Origin of the sequence: Labrenzia sp. THAF82, assembly GCF_009363435.1 — a bacterium.
GTDB classification, from domain to species: domain Bacteria; phylum Pseudomonadota; class Alphaproteobacteria; order Rhizobiales; family Stappiaceae; genus Roseibium; species Roseibium porphyridii.
Genome location: NZ_CP045354.1, coordinates 5,403,800 through 5,421,577 on the forward strand (window position 1 = coordinate 5,403,800; position 17,778 = coordinate 5,421,577).

Consider the following 17,778-nt stretch of genomic DNA (forward strand, 5'->3'; position numbering starts at 1 on the left):
ACAATCAGGCTGCAGCGAACCGGGCTGCATCTTGCAGCGCCAGAGGTTCGGCGTTTTCCAAAGCGGCGTGCCCAACGGCTTCGCCGATGACAATCAGGACCGGTCCGTCGATCTCCGTACGGTTCGAAAGAACAGCGAGTTCTGACAGGTTTCCGGAGAACTGGCGCTCATCCGGATGGGCTGCGTTCTCGATGACCGCGACCGGGGTCCGGGCATTCATTCCAGCAGAAATCAGTTTGGCCGCGACGGCGGCTGACACGGTCCGACCCATGTAAACGGCAACGGTTGCGCCCTTCAGTGCCAATCCGGCCCAGTCCGGAAGCGTTTCGGATTTCGCGTTGTGGCCTGTCGCAAAAACCAGATTGGAAGCCACACCGCGTAGTGTCAGCGGGATCTGTGCAGATGCAGCAGCCGCAAAGGCCGCAGTCACACCTGGCACAACCTCAAATCCGATCTCGTTTTCGCGAAGCGCATCCATTTCCTCGGCAGCGCGTCCGAATATCATCGGGTCACCGGCCTTCAACCGAACGACCTTTTGGCCACTGCGACCAAGCTCAACCAGCAAATCGCAGATCTCGCTCTGGCGCACCGAATGGGCACCTTTGCGCTTGCCGACAGAAATTCGCTCCGCGTCCCGCCGCCCCATGGCAATGACACCTGCGGGAACGAGCGCATCATGAACGATGATGTCCGCTTCCTGCAGCAAGCGCTGCGCGCGCAAAGTCAGGAGATCTTCAGCACCGGGGCCCGCACCTACCAGCCAAACAAACCCTGGTTCGTCGGCCATGCTGTTCAAAAGGCGTTGCGCCTCGGACCTGGCAACATCGGCCTTGCCGGCATAAAGATTTGCGGCCACTGACCCGGAAAAGAACCGCGCCCAGAAATTGCGGCGCAACGCGCCGTCACGGATAACCTTCGTCGCCGCGTCCCGAAAACTCTCGGCAAGCCGGGCCAAGTCACCTGTCGCACGTGGCAACATGGCCTCGATACGGGCGCGAATATGACGAGAGAGTACCGGACCAACGCCGGTGGAGGTGATCGCAACTGCGATTGGGGCACGATTGACGAGTGCACCGGTATAAAAGTCGCAAAGTTCTGGTTTGTCGACCGCATTGACCGGAACACCCATGATGCGCGCCGCATCAACCACCGCTTTGTCCCGGGCCCAATCCTCTCGCGCCGAAAACACAAGCGCAGCGCCATTCAAGTGCGCGGGGCGGAAATCTTCGCTGACGTGTTCTGCGTCGAAACGCTCAATAGCTTCTGCAAGATCGGCTTCAACGGAGGCGGAGATGACGACAATGCTTGCATTGGTCTCACCCAACAAACGAACTTTCGCGGCAGCCTCCGCTCCATGCCCAACCACAAGCACACGCTGTCCAGCGACCTTCATGAAGGTCGGGAACACGTCGAGCCGGTCTTCCGGCCTTTTGCGTGATTTTGATGTAGTGGTCAGGCGCGTGGCCATCTTCAGGGTCTCCAATCCCAGTTTGATGGCTTAAATGTAATGGGTGCCGACCAGACACGCCGGGCACCGGTTTTCAAAGCTTTCCCATCAAGCGGAATAGTTTTTTGCCAAACCCCTGTTTCGCCGACTTCAATTCCTGAACAAGGGAAGCTGCCCTCAGAGTCTCGTATCGTTTCAGTCTCTTTGAAGCCCCTTAAAGCTTAGCATTCCAGCAATAATGGATGACGTGAAACACGCGAACGGCTATGGAAAGTGTCGGGCGCGTTCAATCCGACAAAGCAGACTCAAATGCCTCATTTCAAAATGAAACTTTTCCTTGCCGCAACGCTATTTGGAGCATCTTTCGCGAGCCCTGTCTCCGCTCAACAGCAGCGTCAGGACGGCCTTTGGCAAACTCGCTGCGCAGGTCCCTCGCGTAACCTGGAAGCATTGGTGTGCGAAGCTACACAAAGCATCAGAGTGAAGGAAAGCGGTCAGCTTCTCTTCAAGGTAGACATTGTTTTTCCCGCTCAAAAGGAAGCGCCCATACTGCAAATGCAAGCCCCGCTTGGTTTCTATCTGCCGGGCAAAGTCAAACTGGCTGTAGACGGGACTGCACTTGGCGAACTTGATGTCGGGACATGCGATCAACGCGGGTGTTTTTTGAATATTGAAGCAACGCCGGAGATGATTGACGCCATGAAAGCGGGCGCCAACCTGGAAATCGATTTTGCCCCGAGCGCCGAAAGGCGGCAAAAAATCAATGTTCCACTGACCGGCTTTACCCGGGCGATGGAGGCCATCCAGTAGCTCCTTGCGAAAAATTCCTAGCCGGAACGCAGGGCCCACGCTTTCTTGATGCCGCTACGGAATTCGCTTAGCCTTTCCAGAACACTGGCTGCTCCGCTCCTGACGAAGCAGTGATTTGTTGGGGGGATTGATGCGACTGTTTCGACTGCTGGCGATGGCCAGCGCAATCATATTCGCAGGCACGGGCATTGCCGCGGCGGCCATCGTGGAAAACTTCCGTCTTGGCGGCTGGAACGGGAGCGCGTTTACCGAAGACGACAGCGGAAGGTTTTCCACCTGCGTTGCATCGGCAACCTACAAAAGCGGCATCACGCTCTATGTGCAGGTTGATACGAGCTACAGTTGGGCAATCGGCTTTTCCGCACCCCATTGGGACATGGAAGTCGGTTCGGACATTCCCCTTCAGTACCGTATCGACAGAGGCGGATGGCAAAGCGGAGTTGCGAAGGCGACATCCAAAGATCTGGCACGCATGCAGATGCCCCAAGGCGGCTACATCATCACCCGCTTTCGCCGTGGCAGGACACTCTATGTCTATGATGGTGCCTACAACTATGAATTCCGCCTGACGGGAACATCCAGACTGATGGCCCGACTTGCAAAATGCGTCGAACAAAACATCGCCCGGTATGGAGCTGCACCGGGTATGGGCGATACTGCAGCAGCAAGTCCCTCTGGTGGTCTGGGGCAAAAGCCTGAATCTCAAGGGACAGCGCCAACAAACGCGGCCTCGGACCCACAGCTCGCGGTGGAAGCGACCCAGGCACTCTTTAACCTCATGGGAAGCGCAGGACTCTCTGGACTAAAGCTCATTCCCGATGGCCAGCGTGAAGAGGACCTCAATGGACTGCATGCTGTTGCCGCCAATGATGCGCGTACTGTCGTTGCGCATATTTTCTCACCTGGCAGCTATCAATCGGAAGAGGAACTGATGTCTCTGGTGGTCGCAGACAGTCAGAAGTCCTGCACAGATGGAAGTTTTTCGTCCGGTACCGAGCGACTAACCGAAGGTGGCAAAGATCTCTACACAAGTTATGCCAATTGCGAGGCCGGCGATTTTCAGCTGATAGAGCGGGTGGCAATCGTCAAGAGGAATTCCGGCGGGATCTTTGTCTATGGTGTCGCCGATACTTATGTCGGCGAAGGTGGCGGCGCGCCGGTTTCGCCTCCGGAGTTGACCGACCCGGATTTCCACGCGGCTGCGGCCACAGCTGCCAACTAGACCCCTTAAGGGAGGCCTTGTCTCATTGAGCCAGAAGAATGACGGCACAAGCTAACCCGAGCGCAATTATCAATGGGTTGAAGAAGCGCCGATTGTAGGTGCGAAACGGTTCGATCTGAGGCATGGCCGAAACGCTCAGATAGCCAAGGCATCCACGCAGCAGGAAAACGGCGGCCTGAACAAACAGCAGCCAGAAAACCAGCTTTTGGGGAAGCGGGTCCGGCAGAACATTGGCATAAAAAAGCGGGAGAATAGCCGACGTCAAAATGGCACCTGCCGCTACCATCGTAACACCGCATTTGGTGAGAGGACTGATTTTTGGATTGAGACCGGGGCCACCAACAGCCTGCGCCAGCATTTTTTCCGATTTGAAAGGCCAAGGACTGCCCAAGGCCCAGAGAAAGTGCAACCCGGCAACCGGTAAAAGAATACCTGCCACGATCAGCGCGAGACCGGTCGTCATCCATTTCTCCTGCTGACAGACGTTTCAAGAATGCGAAGTCTGCGTGGGTGCCGTTGCCGGTACATGTATCGCGCCCACGCTGCAAATAGCGGTGTCAAAAGTCCGCCATCGATTTCGATGCGTTCGGTCAGTCGGCTTCCTGTCGGCGTTGTTGCAACAGACAGACTGTGCCGCCAGGTTTTCACACCTGCTCCTTTCTCCTCTGACGTAAAAGCCATGTTGGCATCATCAAATTCTACGACTTTCATTTCATACGGCTGGTAAGGAAGTCTGCCGAACAGCGAAACTTCCACGCGCATTTCCTGGCCCTGGTGGATTTCACCGTGCGGCAGGTTACGAAAGGCCAACAGGCCCTCCGTAACTGTCTTCAAATGGTCGAGGTCTGTCGCAACCCGCCACACGTCGCGTGCAGGAAAGGGATAGTCATGGACAAGTTGCACGTGTGTGGTCATTGGCCTCAGAGCTCTAGTTTTCGCAAGGTGGATGTTCCGTCTTCGGTGCCGTGCCGACGCCAGAATGCCGTTGAAGCTTGCACAGATACCCATTCCTGCCAGATTGAAATGACGCCGGTTTCGTCCATGAAACCATCCGCACGCATGCAGCCTTCGGTTTTTCGCAAGCGGCTGAGCAAATCTGCGGTCCTGGCAGACGAAACGATGCTGTCTCGTCGATAAACCGGCTCACCCATGGATACGGGAGCGCTCGTAGGCCCCCAGGCCTTTGCCTGACTTGCTGCGGCAAGGAGCGGCAAAGCGATCAGCAACGTGCGACGGCTTACATCGGTTCCGTGGATCATCACATCACCAGCTTCTTGTAGTAGGTTACCGAGGGCGGCCCCTCCATGAAGCCGAGCAATGCGGCCATGACGCCCTTCTCTTCTATAAAGGCCAGATACGCCTGGTGATGTTCCCGGCTCATCCATTCTTCATGAATGAGAAATGCGCGTGTGGCTGTGTCATAAAATAGTGTGACACTCAGTGCACCATCGAAGCCGCGCACATTTGCGAGATTGGCTTTCAAGAACTCCGAAAGTGCCTCGAATGCTCCGTCCTTTACGGTCATCTCGAGAGTTACCCATGTGGTCATTCGTGGTCTCCTTCACTGTGATGCGCACAGTATTTCCGTCCACACAGGTGCCGGATAGAAAACTCGCGGCGAAAATAGGGATTATGCGGCGCTTTCTTCCTTGCTCCCCGGCAAGGTCAGGCCAGGCTCTGGCGCAGTTGCTTGGGCGTCTGCTGAAAACAGCTCTTGTAGGCCTTGATGAAATGAGACGTATCGGCGTAGCCCGCTGCATGAGCGATTTCGGAAATTGAAACGCGGCTGTTGATCACCATTTCGTGGGCATGCTCCAGCTTCGCTCTTCGTAGCCAGACGCTTGGAGCTTCGCCGAACTCCCGTTTGAAATCACGTTGAAAGGAAGAAACCGAACGCCCAGAAAGGGTTGCGTAGTCTGCGATGGAAAGGTCCGCCAAGGCATAAACGCGCATCAGCTGCTTGATGTTCCGCCGGGAGCGCCCCGCATTCTCATTGGCGAGAAAGCTTTGTAATTGCCTCTTTCGATCATGCATGTGCAAAAGAAACAGAACTTCCAGGAGCTTCGCTTTTACCAATGCAGGCGGTGACTGGACCGTGCCATAGACCTTCGGAAGCGCATCGATGTAAGCCCGCAGGCTTGCAGACCCTTCAAACAATGCTGTCCGGCTTTTGGAAGCGGGAACGCTTGCCAGGGACGTCGCCTTCAGGAATTCGTCAATGACGGCGTCGCTGAAGAAGAACAACCATGCCTCCAATGGCCCTTTTTCCGCTCGGAAATCCGAGACCATGTGATGGTGCCTGGGAAGCAGCAATGTGTCGCCGGATGCAACGACCGTCTTCGCGCCATCGGCATCAAAAAAGGTTTCCTGCCCTCGCAGGACATAGGCAAGGCACGGTGCATTCGTGAAAAACTCCGTTCCGAAGGCGTCCTTATCCAGCAACTTGTGAAAAATTCCCGCCTGCCCTGCAGTCATGACAGCCTTCGCCCCGGCAAACACGCGAAGGCCTTCCGGTATAAGGAGGATACCGTTTTCGCTCTCGTCAACGAGCCGTTGTTGTTTGCCGGTCATGGGATCTGTCTCAGCTTCAGTGGATCGGTCCGCGTCACGAACACTTGCGGGCAAAACATAACCAACGGTATGTTTTGCCCGCAAGTGTCGCCCAGGCGTCAAATCCGCACACCTGTTCCGGGTCTTCTAATCGCCAAGACCCGTGAAATTACCGGCCAGAAGACGCTTAGGTTAAGTTTTTTAAATGAAAATCGAGCAGTGCAAGCGCGCTGACTGCCAGCCATAGGCAAACACTCAGCGGCTTTTGCGACTGCTCTGGTCAGAACCCCAGACTTTATCAGTTCTGGGTCGCCAGTTTCCTGATCAGGTTCGCATGCGCTTCAACGGGTGAAGCCTGTTCAAAGACGGTCATTTCGACATCGGGCTCGATGCCGCGGCCTTCCCAGAAACGCCCGTCGTTGTCCACGTGGACTTCATTGGCCAAGGACAGATACCAGCCGTTCGGCAAGGTCCGCCCGAGAACGTCGGATGCCGCCCCTCGCGTGGCCTTCCCGATATGCCTGACATTTGGAAGGGCCCGCAGCGACAGCACCAACACCTCGGCAGCACTGACCGTAATGTCACTCGTCAGAACATGGACCGGACCTTCGAACCGGGTTCCGTTACTCGGCGTCAGGGTCACCACCGTGCGGGGCGACTTTTCAGCATCGGCAGCATATTTCGTAAAGGCTTGAACCGGTTCAGATGCAAAGCGTTCTGCTATTGCGCGGGCAACGAACTCATATCCTCCAAAATGATTGTAGCCACCGAAATTCGCGCTGAGATCAATGATGACGAACCGCACGCCGGAGGTCTGAAAGAACTGCATTATTTCTTCCATGATGGCGTTTGTCGCTGCCATTTCCTCATCCGGTGACGCACCGCGCCGATCAAAATATCCGACGGTCGCGAGCGCCAAATAGCCTGTGTCGCCATTCAAGACGCCATATTGTATCCGTTGATTTCCAACGACCCGGCCTTGGCCGCTCAAGATGGTATTAGGGATGCTTTCGTACCAGAGCGGTCCAAAAAATGCTTCGACTGCCTGTTTTTCAGGAACACCTTTGTCCTTTGCTTCCTGAAACAACCGACTGAGCGTATCGCCGAGATAAGGTTCAAAACGGACATTTTCCTCATCGATCCGGGCAGTGAGGTCCAGATGCCCATCCTGCAGAGGCGCCATCATTTGCTTGAACACCTCAAACAGCTCTTCATCCGACATCTCAGATCTGATTTTTTCCCGAGCGGTTGCGACAATTGATTGCCAGTCAACGCCATGAATGTCGTGGAAGGGATAGTTGTGTTCAAGAAACGCGGCAAAGGCTGCGAAATTGGCTTCGGGCGTGTCCTCGGACTGGGTTTGACAGGCATCAGGTAGCGCATCGAGCCTTTCTGCACGGATCTGATGTTGCGCAAACGGCAGCGTTACAGTGACGGTGCGTCCGTCCTTGGTGAGCACAAGATTGCTGTTGTCGATCAAAGCCGAAAGCGCTTCAGCATCTCCGCTCTCCTCGATGCAGATGTCACCGGCCGATTGATAGAATTTGATATTGCCGTCCTGTACTTTTGCGACCGTGCCATATCCATCGGTCTGCCAGAAACCGTTGAGTTCGGCTGGAAGGTCCGCGATTGCGGGGACTGCATAGACTGCTGTTGCTAGAAAAATGGGTAGTCGTTTCATAAAGCTTTCTCCGGTTGAGATTTCGCCGGATAGGCCCTGCTGCCGGGATATGTCGTCCGATTCAGCTCAGACGGACAGATTTGTCGACAACTTGTCGACCGCACCTTGTGCCTTTCGATAAGCTGTCGGTGTTTGCCCTGTCACTTTTTTGAACGCGGTGTAAAAGGACGAGCGGGAGTTGAAACCGGCATCAAGCGCGACCGTCAGGATCGTCTCGTCGCTTTCCCTCAGATTGATCTTTGCTGCCTCGATGCGGTGGCTGTTCACAAAGTCGAAAAAATTCTGACCGATCACCTCGTTCAGAACCTGGGAAATGTAGTTCTCGCTCACGCCTGTGTGCCGGGCGAGTATCCAGAGCGACAGGTTTGGATTGAGATAGAGCTTGTTGGTTGTCATTGCCTTGCGCAGCTTGGCAGCAATGCGATCCGTTGCTTCTTCTGTCAACGCTGAGTTTGCGTAGCGCTGCTCGGGTACCCGCGTTAGGTTTTCTTGAGGTCTCAGTCCCGGTCGTTGCCTCAAGCCCCAAACAGCCATGATCGTCTGAAGCGTCAGGTTCAGCAGAAAATAGACAAGGCTTGGAAGTCCGTCATAGTCCGGGACCATGTAGCTCAGGAGTGACGAGATCAGGCTGAGGACCCAGTAGAATCCGCTGACGCCAATCACAAAGGCAATCCAGCGGAGCTCTTTTCGTTCAGTGCTTGCAAAAAGGTCTTTCAGGCGAACTCGATAAGACACAAGCCGGCTATAAACCAGCAATATGTAAACGCCCCATTGGAGCTTGATTGCAACGGTCACAAGGACCCAGAACACCCAATTGATCGCGACTGCCACCTGCTGCAGCACTTGTTCCGAAAGCCCGAAGAACCGGAGATCCGCCACCACCAAATAAAGCACAATGGAAACGCTTGTCAGCAGAGTAAAGCCTGGCAAAACCATATGCCGGTAGAGATTTTTCGGAAGGGCTTCGTCTTCTGAGGTCAGTATCCAGACATAGAGCCAGATAAGGGGCGTGACGCATGCCATGGCTGTCAACCAGAGCGCTTCAAGCAGTGTGACAATACCCGCGCCGGTGACAACCATCTGCAAGGCCGTGGGCAGCTCCGTGACTGCCGCTGCCAGAAAAAACGCAGCAAGGACCCGAAAGAGAGTTTTGTTCCGATCTTGCAGCAAACAGCACAGTGCGCCGAACAACGGCACTGTCATCGCCATCGTTGAAATCAACACCAGCGTGTGCTGCGAGACATCCATTCGAACAACCTGAGACCGGTCACCTTAATTCAGGACGCATTGCATCCGCGCCGCCTGATGACAAAGCGAGATGGCAAGATCATGTCCCGCCGCACTCTCGTGCTGCCAAGACCCTTGAACCAGTTCAATCGCCTAAGTTGCAAGAGAAATCGACGGGCAGCGCTGCTTCAATCAATCAACTCGCTATTTTGGAAACTGGCGGAGGTTAACACAGCCGGTCTTGAAACTGCCGCATCATGGCCAAATGGATCGGCGATCGCGTGCCATGGCGCTTAAATGGGGATGATCGAAATCATCCCCATTGAGTTAAAGGTTGTCTGACTTATTTCATCGCCTGCAACACGGAAACGAAGTTGGCGACCGCGGCACCGCCCATGTTGAAAATACCACCGATTTCAGCATTCTTGACCTGAATGTCACCTGCCGTATCGGTCAACTGCATAGCCGTCAAAACATGCATGGAGACGCCTGTTGCGCCGATCGGGTGCCCCTTTGCCTTCAGCCCGCCGGACGGATTGACCGGCAGCTTGCCGTCCATTTCAGTCCAGCCTTCAAGAACAGCCCTAGCGCCTTCACCTTCAGCAGTCAGACCCATGGCTTCATATTCGAGCAACTCCGCAATTGTGAAGCAGTCATGGGTTTCAACAAAGGAAAGATCCTCCAACGCCAGGTTCGCGTCGCCGAGAGCTTCGCCCCAGGCCTTGGAACAGCCTTCAAATTTCAGGATGTCGCGCTTGGACATCGGAAGGAAATCCTGCACGTGCGACATACCGCGGAACGCAACCGCCTTTTTCATGCCAAGTGCCGTCGCAGGGTCCGTCAGCACAAGTGCCGCAGCGCCGTCAGAAACCAATGAACAGTCGGTCCGCTTCAGAGGACCAGCGACAAACGGGTTTTTCTCGCTTTCGGCGCGGCAGAACTCGAAACCTAGATCCTTGCGCATTTGAGCGTAGGGATTGTTGACGCCGTTCTTGTGGTTCTTGGCGGCAATTTTGGCCAACGCGTCGGACTGGTCGCCAAATTTCTGGAAATAGGCATCTGCTATCTTTCCGAAAACTCCGGCAAATCCAGCTGGAATATCGCCTTCTTCCTTCAGGTAGGAGGCCTTCAACAGGTTCTTCCCGATTTCCGGGCCCGGGGTCGTCGTCATCTGTTCGACACCAACAACAAGCACGAAGCGGGCATCTCCGGATGCGATGGCTCTCACACCCTGATGAACTGCTGCCGAACCCGTCGCGCACGCATTCTCAACCCGTGTTGCCGGTTTAAAACGAAGGGCCGGATCGGCCTGCAGGACAAGTGAGGCTGTAAAGTCTTGAACGGAAAAACCGGCATTGAAGTGCCCCAGCAAAATTTCGTCGACATCTTCCGGCGCAATGCCGGCATCGTGGATGGCGTCCACGGCGACTTTGACGATCATGCTTTCGACTGTTTCTTCCGCATGCTTGCCGAAGGGCATATGTGCCCATCCCACCATTGCTGCCGTCATGACACTTCCTCCAGGTTTCCTCGCGCAAAGCGGCTTGTCGCATCACAACGGCACGGATACGTGCCCGGCTCATTCACCGCTTCACTGAATTTGGCATTGCCGGACAGTTCCAGCTTCCATGCTGCTTTGCAAGAAGAAAGTTACCTAAACGTCATAACTTTTTATTTTTATGTTATTTTTCAATATATTAATTGATTTTGTATTATCTCTCGAGGCACGCTTTTTTATGATCAGAGATCACCAATCCTCGGTTTCTGCTCATATAAATGCCCTTCACGCAGGGCATTCATCTCAGCGTCATGAACACGCGGGTATTCGCAGGTGTTTCTGACCGAATGCTGTTTAAAGACCTTTCTGTCATTTTGCCGGTTCTACTTCGCAGGGCCGGTTTTTGATTTTGCGTACATTCGTCTCAAGGTCGGATCTCTCATCCGACTTGAAAAAAATCTCACGACTTTTTGTGAGCGACACCTTGACCTTGCGATCCGCGGCATATAGCCATTCAAAGCGCTTTGAATTCTAATGAACCGTCCAGATTTACCAAGCCCGTTTCAAGCCAACCGAGCAGAAACGGATGCTCAGTCGGCGGAAGGGAGACCGGCAATGTTCGAAGAAGTCGAAACAGGCCAGGAGGTCGAAATGTCTGAAAACGCGATCAAGGACCAGGACTGGTGGCGCGGAGCTGTGATCTATCAGATCTACCCTCGCTCGTTTAACGACACGAATGGCGATGGTATCGGCGACCTGAACGGTGTGACCGAACGTATGGACTATGTTGCCTCGCTTGGTGTCGATGCCATCTGGCTGTCTCCGTTTTTCACGTCCCCAATGGCGGATTTCGGCTACGACGTTTCCAACTATGTGGATGTCGATCCGATGTTCGGCTCACTTGCGGATTTTGACCGAATGCTTGCCGCCGCGCATGATCGCGGTCTGAAAGTCATCATCGACCTCGTGATCTCGCACACGTCCGACCAGCACCCCTGGTTCGTTGAAAGCCGGTCTTCAAAAAACAATCCGAAGGCCGACTGGTTTGTGTGGGCTGATGCAAAGCCGGACGGAAACGTGCCCAACAACTGGCTCTCGATTTTCGGCGGCCCCGCCTGGGAGTGGGACAGCCACCGTCGCCAGTACTACATGCACAATTTCCTCGCCAGCCAGCCGGATCTCAACTTTCACAACATGGACGTTCAGGATGCGGTTCTGGATGTCGCCAAGTTCTGGCTCGACAGAGGTGTCGACGGCTTCCGCCTCGACACGGTGAATTTCTACGTGCATGACAAAGAACTGAGAGACAATCCACCACTCAGCGCGCACGAACTTCCATCCACCGTGGATCCGTCCAACCCATATGGCTACCAGGACCATGTTTACGACAAGACACGGCCGGAAAACCTGATATTCCTGGAAAGACTGCGGGCTTTGCTCGACCAATATCCAGGCGCGACATCAGTTGGCGAAATCGGTGCCGACGGACAGGCTGTGGAACTGACCGCATCCTATACGGAAGCCGGCAAGCGAATTCATATGGCTTACAGCTTCGATCTGCTGACGCCGCAGCATTCGGCTGCCTATATTCGCCGCATCGTGGAAGAAATGAACGACGGCATCGGATCGGGCTGGGCCAGTTGGGCTCTGTCCAACCATGATGTGCAACGGGTGGGCACCCGGTGGGGCGCCGGTCAGGATGTTGCCAGATTTGCTCCTTTCGAAACCGCCCTTTGCGCATCTTTGCGCGGCACGCCCTGCCTATATCAAGGCGAGGAACTGGGCCTGCCGCAGGCCGATGTACCTTTCGAGAAACTGCAAGACCCCTATGGCATACGTTTCTGGCCCGATTACAAAGGCCGCGACGGTTGTCGAACTCCGATGCCCTGGGTGAGAGACAACGGGTATGCCGGTTTCTCCGAAGCTGAACCCTGGTTGCCTGTCGCGCCTGAACATCTTGAGCTTGCGGCCTTTGAACAGGACAAGGATGACGCGTCCATTTTGAACCGTAATCGTGCGTTTTACGCATGGCGGCAGAAGCACGCTCCTCTCAAGAAGGGCGATATGCACTTTCTCGACAGCGCTGGCGAAACTCTTGTGTTTACGCGTTCTTACAATGACGAAACCATCCTGTGCGCCTTCAACTTGGGGTCGGCGGCAGCGACTGTCGAAGTTGGCGCGCTTGATCTTGAAAACCTCGACGCACCCGGTTTTTCCGGCACATTTGAAGGCACCAAGGTCGCCTTGGCTGGGCACGATGCACTGTTTGCACGAGTAAAATCCTGATATCTGTTCTTCAAATCAGTGTCCGGCGCGGCTAAATAGTCGCGCCGGGGTCTTCCGGCGATCAACAAGCCGGAACACCGATGACAAGCCGCCTTCCCCTCTCCGTATTCATCATCGCCCGAAATGAGGCCGACCGCATCGCCCGGCCGATCGAGAGCGTGATCGACTGGGTGCATGAGGTCATTGTGGTCGACAGCGGGTCGAGCGACGACACCGTTGCAATTGCCGAAAACCTTGGTGCTCGCGTGGTGTTTCACGAGTGGCTTGGATACGGTCCACAGAAGCGCCATGGCGAAGACCAGTGCAAACATGACTGGATTTTGAACCTCGATGCCGATGAAGAGGTGACACCGAAACTGGCGGCGGAGATCAAGGCGAAATTCGCTGACCAAACTTACAATGACGCCGATGGCTGGCGGATCATGATCCGGGATATGTACGCGCACGAAAGCACACCAGCACCGTGGGCTTACGGATATCACCAGATACGGCTTTATGACCGGCGCAAAGGACGGTTTTCAGACTCCACGGTTCACGACACCGTCCGGCCTGAACCTGGTGCCAAGATCGAAAACCTGTCAGGCATCATGGCGCACCGGTCGATCCGATCTCTTGATTTTCAGGTCGAAAAATACAACCGCTATTCCGCCATGCAGGTGGAAGACATGCGAAGCCGCGGCAGGCGACTGCCTAAAAGCCGCTTGATAACGGAATTTCCCGTCAGCTTTTTTAAAGCCTATTTCGTGCGCAGATACCGGAAATACGGCTGGTGGGGACTAATCCTGTCCATGAATTATGCCCATGCCCGTTTCTTGCGTGTCGCCAAGGCCTATGAGGCCGAGTTGCGGAATAAAAAGAACGCACCCTAAGCCGGATCAGGTACGGCTTTTTGTACAACTTCATGGCGCTCGACACGAATTGGTTGGCGAACACCCGTTGTCTGATGGAAATGCTCAAGGCGGCGGATCGTCGTCGGGGTCAAGGTGTGCCCACGAGACAGAACCAATTCATGGCTGCTTTCGGTCAATGCATCATCAACAAGGATATCGCCGGGCCGCAGCGACCGGATATGGCATTCAGCCACATGCTTTTTCCGTTCTTCGGGAACATCGTCCATCAGAACATTCTTGGCCAGCTCCAACAGCTTGGGGTCGTATTTCCGACGATTGATGGTCACAGCCTCAAACGCTGCAGCATCCGGTCCGGCTTCGGGACTGGCATACCAGAGATCTGTCAGCAACTTCAGTATTCTGGAGATTTGGGGAATATCTGATCCCGTCGGCCCGTCCTTTGGAAAACCGGAGCCATCGTACCCGCGTGCGGACAAATAGAGATAGTCCGACACCCGCTCCAATTGCGGGATGTTTTTCAAAAGTTCCTGCGTCTGGGCAGGAGACTTGTCGAGCACATCACGCTCCTGTTCGGTCAGGCTGCGGGCGGCGCGATAGCGGGCAAGGACCTGTTTGGGCAGCAGCGCTTCACCCAGGGGCGACAGCATGACCGCCATTTCAAGTTCCCAGGTCTTTTTCATGCCCAATGCCTTGGCAAGCTTTAAGGCTTGTTTGCGCACGACGCCCGTACGCCGGAAGGCTTCGGGGTGAAAAAGGGCCATCATGTCTATGAGAAGTTTGACAGAACCTGCGAGTGTTCGTTCAAGCAACGCCCGGTCCTTGAACAGCTGACGGTGATGCGCAAGTGCCGTTTCCATGGCCGCAACGAGATCTGCCGGCTGACTCGGCTTGTCCAGAAACATGAAAGCGTGGCCTTCATTCAGCGCCTGTTTGACAGCTTCTGCAGAACGCTCCCGCGTCAACATCACTCTTGCCGCCATTGGCGCAATGATTTCCGAAGCTCTCAAAAACGCGGACCCGCCGCGACCCGGTAAGTTGAAGCAGGAACAGACGATGGCAGCACTGGGTTGCTGCTTCAGGAAAATCAAAGCTGAGTCAGAGTCAGAAAAGCAGGCGACTTCCATCTGACCGCCAAACAGTTTCTGGAAACCGGATTGAACATTGGGATCCGGGTCGGCGACGACGATGAGGTCCCTGGTTTTTTCCATGCCAAATACCCTTGCCACTTCAGCTCAGGCCGGAACATCCAACCGTTGGACCGGATAGTCTCATGAGACGGATAACAAAAACTTGAGAAGATCGTCTTGCGCAAAGGCACGGCTGCAGAGCACTTGGAAGCAAGCTGCCCCACGCCTGAGATGCAAGTCTTTGCTGAACATGAAAATGCCGGTGGCCAAGCAAGGCCAGTCCAACTAATAAAGCGCCATGACCGATGTTCTGATCATAGGAGCCGGACCGGCCGGGCTGTTCGCTGCCGAGCAACTATCGGCCGAGGGCCTTGAGGTAACCGTTGCCGACAAGATGCCTTCGCCAGCCCGCAAGTTTCTGATGGCCGGACGTGGCGGTCTAAACCTGACCCACAGCGAAGACATTGATGTTTTTCTGGGTCGGTATCGCGAGGCACGCAACTTCCTGGACCCCATGATCCGTGCTTTTTCGCCAAATGATCTTCGCGACTGGTGTCATAGCCTTGGCGAAGAGACCTTTGTCGGCAGCAGCGGCAGGGTGTTTCCAAAGTCCATGAAAGCCTCGCCCCTGCTGCGTGCATGGCTTCGGCGGCTCGACCAACGCGGTGTCAAACTGCTGACACGTCACACCTTGACCGGACTGACCGCAGAAGGCGCGGCACTCTTGAAAGCCGAGGGTGAAGAGCCGAAAACCTTTCCTTGTCGCGCCCTTCTGCTTGCCCTTGGCGGGGCAAGTTGGCCAAGGCTGGGTTCAGATGCGGTATGGATCCCGGCGCTTGAAGAACACCAGATCAACATATCCCGGTTTCAGCCCTCCAATTGCGGCTTTCTCGTCGCCTGGAGTGAGATCCTGAAAGACAGGTTTGCGGGTTCGCCCTTGAAGCGCATTGCTCTGAGCCTCGATGGCAGCCAATGCAGTGGAGAAGCGCTGCTGTCAGCAAAGGGGATCGAAGGCGGTGCGGTTTATGCCCTTTCCGCAGAATTACGCGAGAAGATCAACAGCAACGGCTCCGCAGAGCTCTTGATTGATCTGCGCCCAGCTATGTCGATAGACACGGTGCGCCAGAAATTCTCCCGGCCGCGGCGCAAACAATCCGTCTCGACTTTTTTGAAAAAGGCGCTGAAACTGAACCCCGTCGAACAAGCGCTCTTGCGCGAAGTTGGCCCCCTTCCCGAAGATCCAGAAGGCCTTGCCGCGCGGATCAAGGCCTTGCCCGTTCTGTGCTCCGCCCCTTACGACATTGACCGCGCGATATCATCGGCTGGTGGCATCGCACTTGGCGACATTGACGATGGAATGATGTTGCGCGCTCAACCTGGTGTGTTTGTGGCCGGCGAAATGCTCGACTGGGAGGCGCCAACCGGCGGCTATCTGCTGCAAGCCTGTTTTGCCACCGGTCGACAGGCCGCAATCGGCATTCAAAACTATCTAAGCAATATCGAGGAGGGCGAACGCGCATGACTGTGCTTTATGTGGACGCCGATGCCTGTCCGGTAAAGAACGAAGCCGTCCGTGTTGGTGAACGGCACAATGTTGCAATCAAGTTTGTGTCCAACAGCTGGATGCGTTTGCCGGAAGGTGATCTGGTCGAGCGAGTTGTCGTGCCGGAAGGCCCGGATGAAGCAGACAACTGGATTGCGGAGCGCGCTCAGACAGGCGACGTCGTCGTGACAGCTGATGTGCCGCTGGCGTCCAGATGCGTCAAGGCAGGCGCACTGGTAATCGGGCCGACCGGCAAGCCTTTCAGTGAAGACGGGATTGGTATGCGTCTCGCGATGCGGGACTTGAAAACGCACTTGCGCGAAATTGGTGAAATCCGGGAAGGTGGCCCCTCCTTTACCAAAGCCGACAGATCGCGGTTCTTAAATCAGTTGGAAACAATCATGCGGGCAGCAAAGCGCGCTGTAACTTAAGGCTAACGCCTTTGTCAGATCCGGCTGCAAACCGCTGATCAAATGAAAACTCCCCGCAAGGTTGGGAGGAATACCTTGCAGGGAGTAGAGCCGGAAACCCATTCTTGGGGATTACGCCCCGGCTTTATGTTGCTTTGTCCAAGCCCGTTCCAATGACGGGTATTTTGTTTATCGGCAGAACGTGTACTGACCTGAATACGCCAGAAAGTAGCCGGTGTTCGGATTAAACGAGCGATACTTGCGGCTGCAGTAGTTGTACCAAGCCGGAGACCAGGGCGCCGGGCGGTAGGTCACGACCGGGGCCGGTGCCGGGTAATAGGCCGGCGGCGGTGCAACATAGCGCGGCTGCGACAATGCGGAGCCAAGGATCGCACCGGCAGCAAGGCCACCTGCGATGCCAACGCCGACCTGCCAGCCTTCGGCGGCATTTGCAGATTGCGGCTGAGTGGTGAGGGCTGCACCGGCAACAAGAGCCAGCGCGATTGTGGTGTTAGCTACTTTCTTGAACATGACGGTGTCCCTTCGTTTTTCCGAGGCCCCTGCGTGCCTCAGTTCATGAATGGACAATAGCCACGGCAGCAATTTGTCTCTGTGACCGGGGTCACAAGCTGTCACTTTCCAAAAAAAGGGCTGAAAAACGTTTGTTTGACCAACTTACGCATCTTTCACTTGTCGGAACAGGCTGCGCGCCTTACATTATGCAGCGTCGGCGCAAGCTGCGTCGTACGGGACATGACGAAAGACCCGGTGAGACTGACGACTTCGGCAACGGCTTCATCAAGCTACGCTCTGAATTACAAAGCTTTCCGTTTCTTATTTGACTTCTCGTTTATCCGCGCTCTGCCGGAAACGGACGGGCGCATTTAACCAACGGAAAGGTTTCTCCATGCGTGAGAACGGCACAATCAAATTCTTCAACCACGACCGCGGCTTCGGCTTCATCACGCCTGAAAACGGCGGCAAGGACGTATTCGTTCACGTCACTGCATTTGAGCAGGCTGGTATCGGTACGCCGGTTGAAGGCGCAAAAATCTCGTTCGTCGCCGAAGACGATCGTCGCGGCCGCGGCAAGCAGGCTGCTCAGCTCGAGCTTCTCTAAGTTCAG

Annotated in this window: 18 protein-coding genes; 7 read left to right on the plus strand and 11 right to left on the minus strand. The window is 55.2% G+C overall.

The window, feature by feature from the left end:
• Nucleotides 1–4: 4 nt before the first annotated feature.
• Nucleotides 5–1,468 carry a siroheme synthase CysG gene (gene cysG / locus FIV00_RS24750; protein WP_152503245.1) on the minus strand — a complete coding sequence of 488 codons (1,464 nt, stop codon included), beginning with the start codon at nt 1,466–1,468 and terminating at the stop codon, nt 5–7.
• A gap of 432 nt (nt 1,469–1,900) precedes the next feature.
• On the opposite strand from cysG, the gene FIV00_RS24755 reads away from it, so the two are divergent.
• Both FIV00_RS24755 and FIV00_RS24760 read left to right on the plus strand, forming a co-directional pair.
• A complete protein-coding gene (locus tag FIV00_RS24755; RefSeq protein WP_247649279.1) occupies nt 1,901–2,257 on the plus strand; it encodes an invasion associated locus B family protein in 357 nt (118 codons plus the stop codon).
• Between the two features lie 130 nt (nt 2,258–2,387).
• Nucleotides 2,388–3,479: a hypothetical protein gene (locus tag FIV00_RS24760; protein ID WP_152503247.1), complete on the plus strand. Its 1,092-nt coding sequence runs from the start codon at nt 2,388–2,390 to the stop codon at nt 3,477–3,479.
• Nucleotides 3,480–3,501: 22 nt separating this feature from the next.
• Here the strand turns inward: FIV00_RS24760 and FIV00_RS24765 are convergent, their stop codons facing one another.
• From FIV00_RS24765 to FIV00_RS24795, 8 genes are all read right to left on the minus strand, one after another.
• Nucleotides 3,502–3,942 carry a DUF3995 domain-containing protein gene (locus FIV00_RS24765; protein ID WP_152503248.1) on the minus strand — a complete coding sequence of 147 codons (441 nt, stop codon included), beginning with the start codon at nt 3,940–3,942 and terminating at the stop codon, nt 3,502–3,504.
• On the minus strand, nt 3,939–4,394 hold the full coding sequence (locus tag FIV00_RS24770; RefSeq protein ID WP_173006135.1) for an SRPBCC family protein: 456 nt from the start codon (nt 4,392–4,394) through the stop codon (nt 3,939–3,941). The genes FIV00_RS24765 and FIV00_RS24770 overlap by 4 nt, the downstream gene beginning before the upstream one ends.
• Before the next feature lie 5 nt (nt 4,395–4,399).
• Entirely contained in the window at nt 4,400–4,738 is a 339-nt protein-coding gene (locus tag FIV00_RS29915) for a hypothetical protein (RefSeq protein ID WP_173006136.1), read from the minus strand.
• Nucleotides 4,738–5,028 carry a putative quinol monooxygenase gene (locus tag FIV00_RS24775; RefSeq protein WP_152503250.1) on the minus strand — a complete coding sequence of 97 codons (291 nt, stop codon included), beginning with the start codon at nt 5,026–5,028 and terminating at the stop codon, nt 4,738–4,740. The genes FIV00_RS29915 and FIV00_RS24775 overlap by 1 nt, the downstream gene beginning before the upstream one ends.
• A gap of 116 nt (nt 5,029–5,144) precedes the next feature.
• The gene (locus FIV00_RS24780; protein ID WP_152503251.1) at nt 5,145–6,050 is read right to left on the minus strand and encodes an AraC family transcriptional regulator; all 906 of its coding nucleotides are present in this window, start codon (nt 6,048–6,050) and stop codon (nt 5,145–5,147) included.
• Nucleotides 6,051–6,327: 277 nt separating this feature from the next.
• Nucleotides 6,328–7,710, minus strand: coding sequence for a S41 family peptidase (locus tag FIV00_RS24785; RefSeq protein ID WP_152503252.1), 1,383 nt, complete (start codon nt 7,708–7,710; stop codon nt 6,328–6,330).
• A gap of 66 nt (nt 7,711–7,776) precedes the next feature.
• Entirely contained in the window at nt 7,777–8,958 is a 1,182-nt protein-coding gene (locus FIV00_RS24790; RefSeq protein WP_152503253.1) for an AraC family transcriptional regulator, read from the minus strand.
• A gap of 322 nt (nt 8,959–9,280) precedes the next feature.
• The gene (locus tag FIV00_RS24795) at nt 9,281–10,447 is read right to left on the minus strand and encodes an acetyl-CoA acetyltransferase (protein WP_152503254.1); all 1,167 of its coding nucleotides are present in this window, start codon (nt 10,445–10,447) and stop codon (nt 9,281–9,283) included.
• A gap of 603 nt (nt 10,448–11,050) precedes the next feature.
• Here FIV00_RS24795 and FIV00_RS24800 point away from each other — a divergent pair.
• Both FIV00_RS24800 and FIV00_RS24805 read left to right on the plus strand, forming a co-directional pair.
• Nucleotides 11,051–12,721 carry an alpha-glucosidase gene (locus tag FIV00_RS24800; protein WP_152503255.1) on the plus strand — a complete coding sequence of 557 codons (1,671 nt, stop codon included), beginning with the start codon at nt 11,051–11,053 and terminating at the stop codon, nt 12,719–12,721.
• A gap of 80 nt (nt 12,722–12,801) precedes the next feature.
• Nucleotides 12,802–13,590, plus strand: a complete 789-nt coding sequence (locus tag FIV00_RS24805; protein WP_152503256.1) for a glycosyltransferase family 2 protein — start codon at nt 12,802–12,804, stop codon at nt 13,588–13,590.
• Here the strand turns inward: FIV00_RS24805 and FIV00_RS24810 are convergent.
• Nucleotides 13,587–14,780, minus strand: coding sequence for an HD domain-containing phosphohydrolase (locus FIV00_RS24810; protein ID WP_152503257.1), 1,194 nt, complete (start codon nt 14,778–14,780; stop codon nt 13,587–13,589). The two genes, FIV00_RS24805 and FIV00_RS24810, sit on opposite strands and share 4 nt — an antisense overlap.
• A 217-nt stretch (nt 14,781–14,997) precedes the next feature.
• On the opposite strand from FIV00_RS24810, the gene FIV00_RS24815 reads away from it, so the two are divergent.
• Both FIV00_RS24815 and FIV00_RS24820 read left to right on the plus strand, forming a co-directional pair.
• Nucleotides 14,998–16,221: a TIGR03862 family flavoprotein gene (locus FIV00_RS24815; RefSeq protein WP_152503258.1), complete on the plus strand. Its 1,224-nt coding sequence runs from the start codon at nt 14,998–15,000 to the stop codon at nt 16,219–16,221.
• Nucleotides 16,218–16,673: a YaiI/YqxD family protein gene (locus FIV00_RS24820; RefSeq protein ID WP_152503259.1), complete on the plus strand. Its 456-nt coding sequence runs from the start codon at nt 16,218–16,220 to the stop codon at nt 16,671–16,673. The genes FIV00_RS24815 and FIV00_RS24820 overlap by 4 nt, the downstream gene beginning before the upstream one ends.
• 168 nt (nt 16,674–16,841) lie before the next feature.
• Here FIV00_RS24820 and FIV00_RS24825 read toward each other — a convergent pair whose 3' ends face one another.
• A complete protein-coding gene (locus tag FIV00_RS24825) occupies nt 16,842–17,183 on the minus strand; it encodes a BA14K family protein (protein ID WP_152503260.1) in 342 nt (113 codons plus the stop codon).
• 376 nt (nt 17,184–17,559) lie between these two features.
• Between FIV00_RS24825 and FIV00_RS24830 the strand changes: the two genes are divergently transcribed.
• Nucleotides 17,560–17,772, plus strand: coding sequence for a cold-shock protein (locus FIV00_RS24830; RefSeq protein ID WP_141188395.1), 213 nt, complete (start codon nt 17,560–17,562; stop codon nt 17,770–17,772).
• Nucleotides 17,773–17,778 lie beyond the last annotated feature (6 nt).

What these genes read in the sequence shown, in the direction of transcription:
- FIV00_RS24790 (WP_152503253.1), bottom strand. Translation starts at nt 8,958, where the DNA reads ATGGATGTCTCGCAGCACACGCTGGTGTTGATTTCAACGATGGCGATG.
- FIV00_RS24810 (WP_152503257.1), bottom strand. Translation starts at nt 14,780, where the DNA reads ATGGAAAAAACCAGGGACCTCATCGTCGTCGCCGACCCGGATCCCAAT.
- FIV00_RS24775 (WP_152503250.1), bottom strand. Translation starts at nt 5,028, where the DNA reads ATGACCACATGGGTAACTCTCGAGATGACCGTAAAGGACGGAGCATTC.
- FIV00_RS24765 (WP_152503248.1), bottom strand. Translation starts at nt 3,942, where the DNA reads ATGACGACCGGTCTCGCGCTGATCGTGGCAGGTATTCTTTTACCGGTT.
- cysG (WP_152503245.1), bottom strand. Translation starts at nt 1,468, where the DNA reads ATGGCCACGCGCCTGACCACTACATCAAAATCACGCAAAAGGCCGGAA.
- FIV00_RS24820 (WP_152503259.1), top strand. Translation starts at nt 16,218, where the DNA reads ATGACTGTGCTTTATGTGGACGCCGATGCCTGTCCGGTAAAGAACGAA.
- FIV00_RS29915 (WP_173006136.1), bottom strand. Translation starts at nt 4,738, where the DNA reads ATGATCCACGGAACCGATGTAAGCCGTCGCACGTTGCTGATCGCTTTG.
- FIV00_RS24770 (WP_173006135.1), bottom strand. Translation starts at nt 4,394, where the DNA reads ATGACCACACACGTGCAACTTGTCCATGACTATCCCTTTCCTGCACGC.
- FIV00_RS24830 (WP_141188395.1), top strand. Translation starts at nt 17,560, where the DNA reads ATGCGTGAGAACGGCACAATCAAATTCTTCAACCACGACCGCGGCTTC.
- FIV00_RS24825 (WP_152503260.1), bottom strand. Translation starts at nt 17,183, where the DNA reads ATGTTCAAGAAAGTAGCTAACACCACAATCGCGCTGGCTCTTGTTGCC.
- FIV00_RS24780 (WP_152503251.1), bottom strand. Translation starts at nt 6,050, where the DNA reads ATGACCGGCAAACAACAACGGCTCGTTGACGAGAGCGAAAACGGTATC.
- FIV00_RS24800 (WP_152503255.1), top strand. Translation starts at nt 11,051, where the DNA reads ATGTTCGAAGAAGTCGAAACAGGCCAGGAGGTCGAAATGTCTGAAAAC.
- FIV00_RS24795 (WP_152503254.1), bottom strand. Translation starts at nt 10,447, where the DNA reads ATGACGGCAGCAATGGTGGGATGGGCACATATGCCCTTCGGCAAGCAT.
- FIV00_RS24760 (WP_152503247.1), top strand. Translation starts at nt 2,388, where the DNA reads ATGCGACTGTTTCGACTGCTGGCGATGGCCAGCGCAATCATATTCGCA.
- FIV00_RS24815 (WP_152503258.1), top strand. Translation starts at nt 14,998, where the DNA reads ATGACCGATGTTCTGATCATAGGAGCCGGACCGGCCGGGCTGTTCGCT.
- FIV00_RS24805 (WP_152503256.1), top strand. Translation starts at nt 12,802, where the DNA reads ATGACAAGCCGCCTTCCCCTCTCCGTATTCATCATCGCCCGAAATGAG.
- FIV00_RS24785 (WP_152503252.1), bottom strand. Translation starts at nt 7,710, where the DNA reads ATGAAACGACTACCCATTTTTCTAGCAACAGCAGTCTATGCAGTCCCC.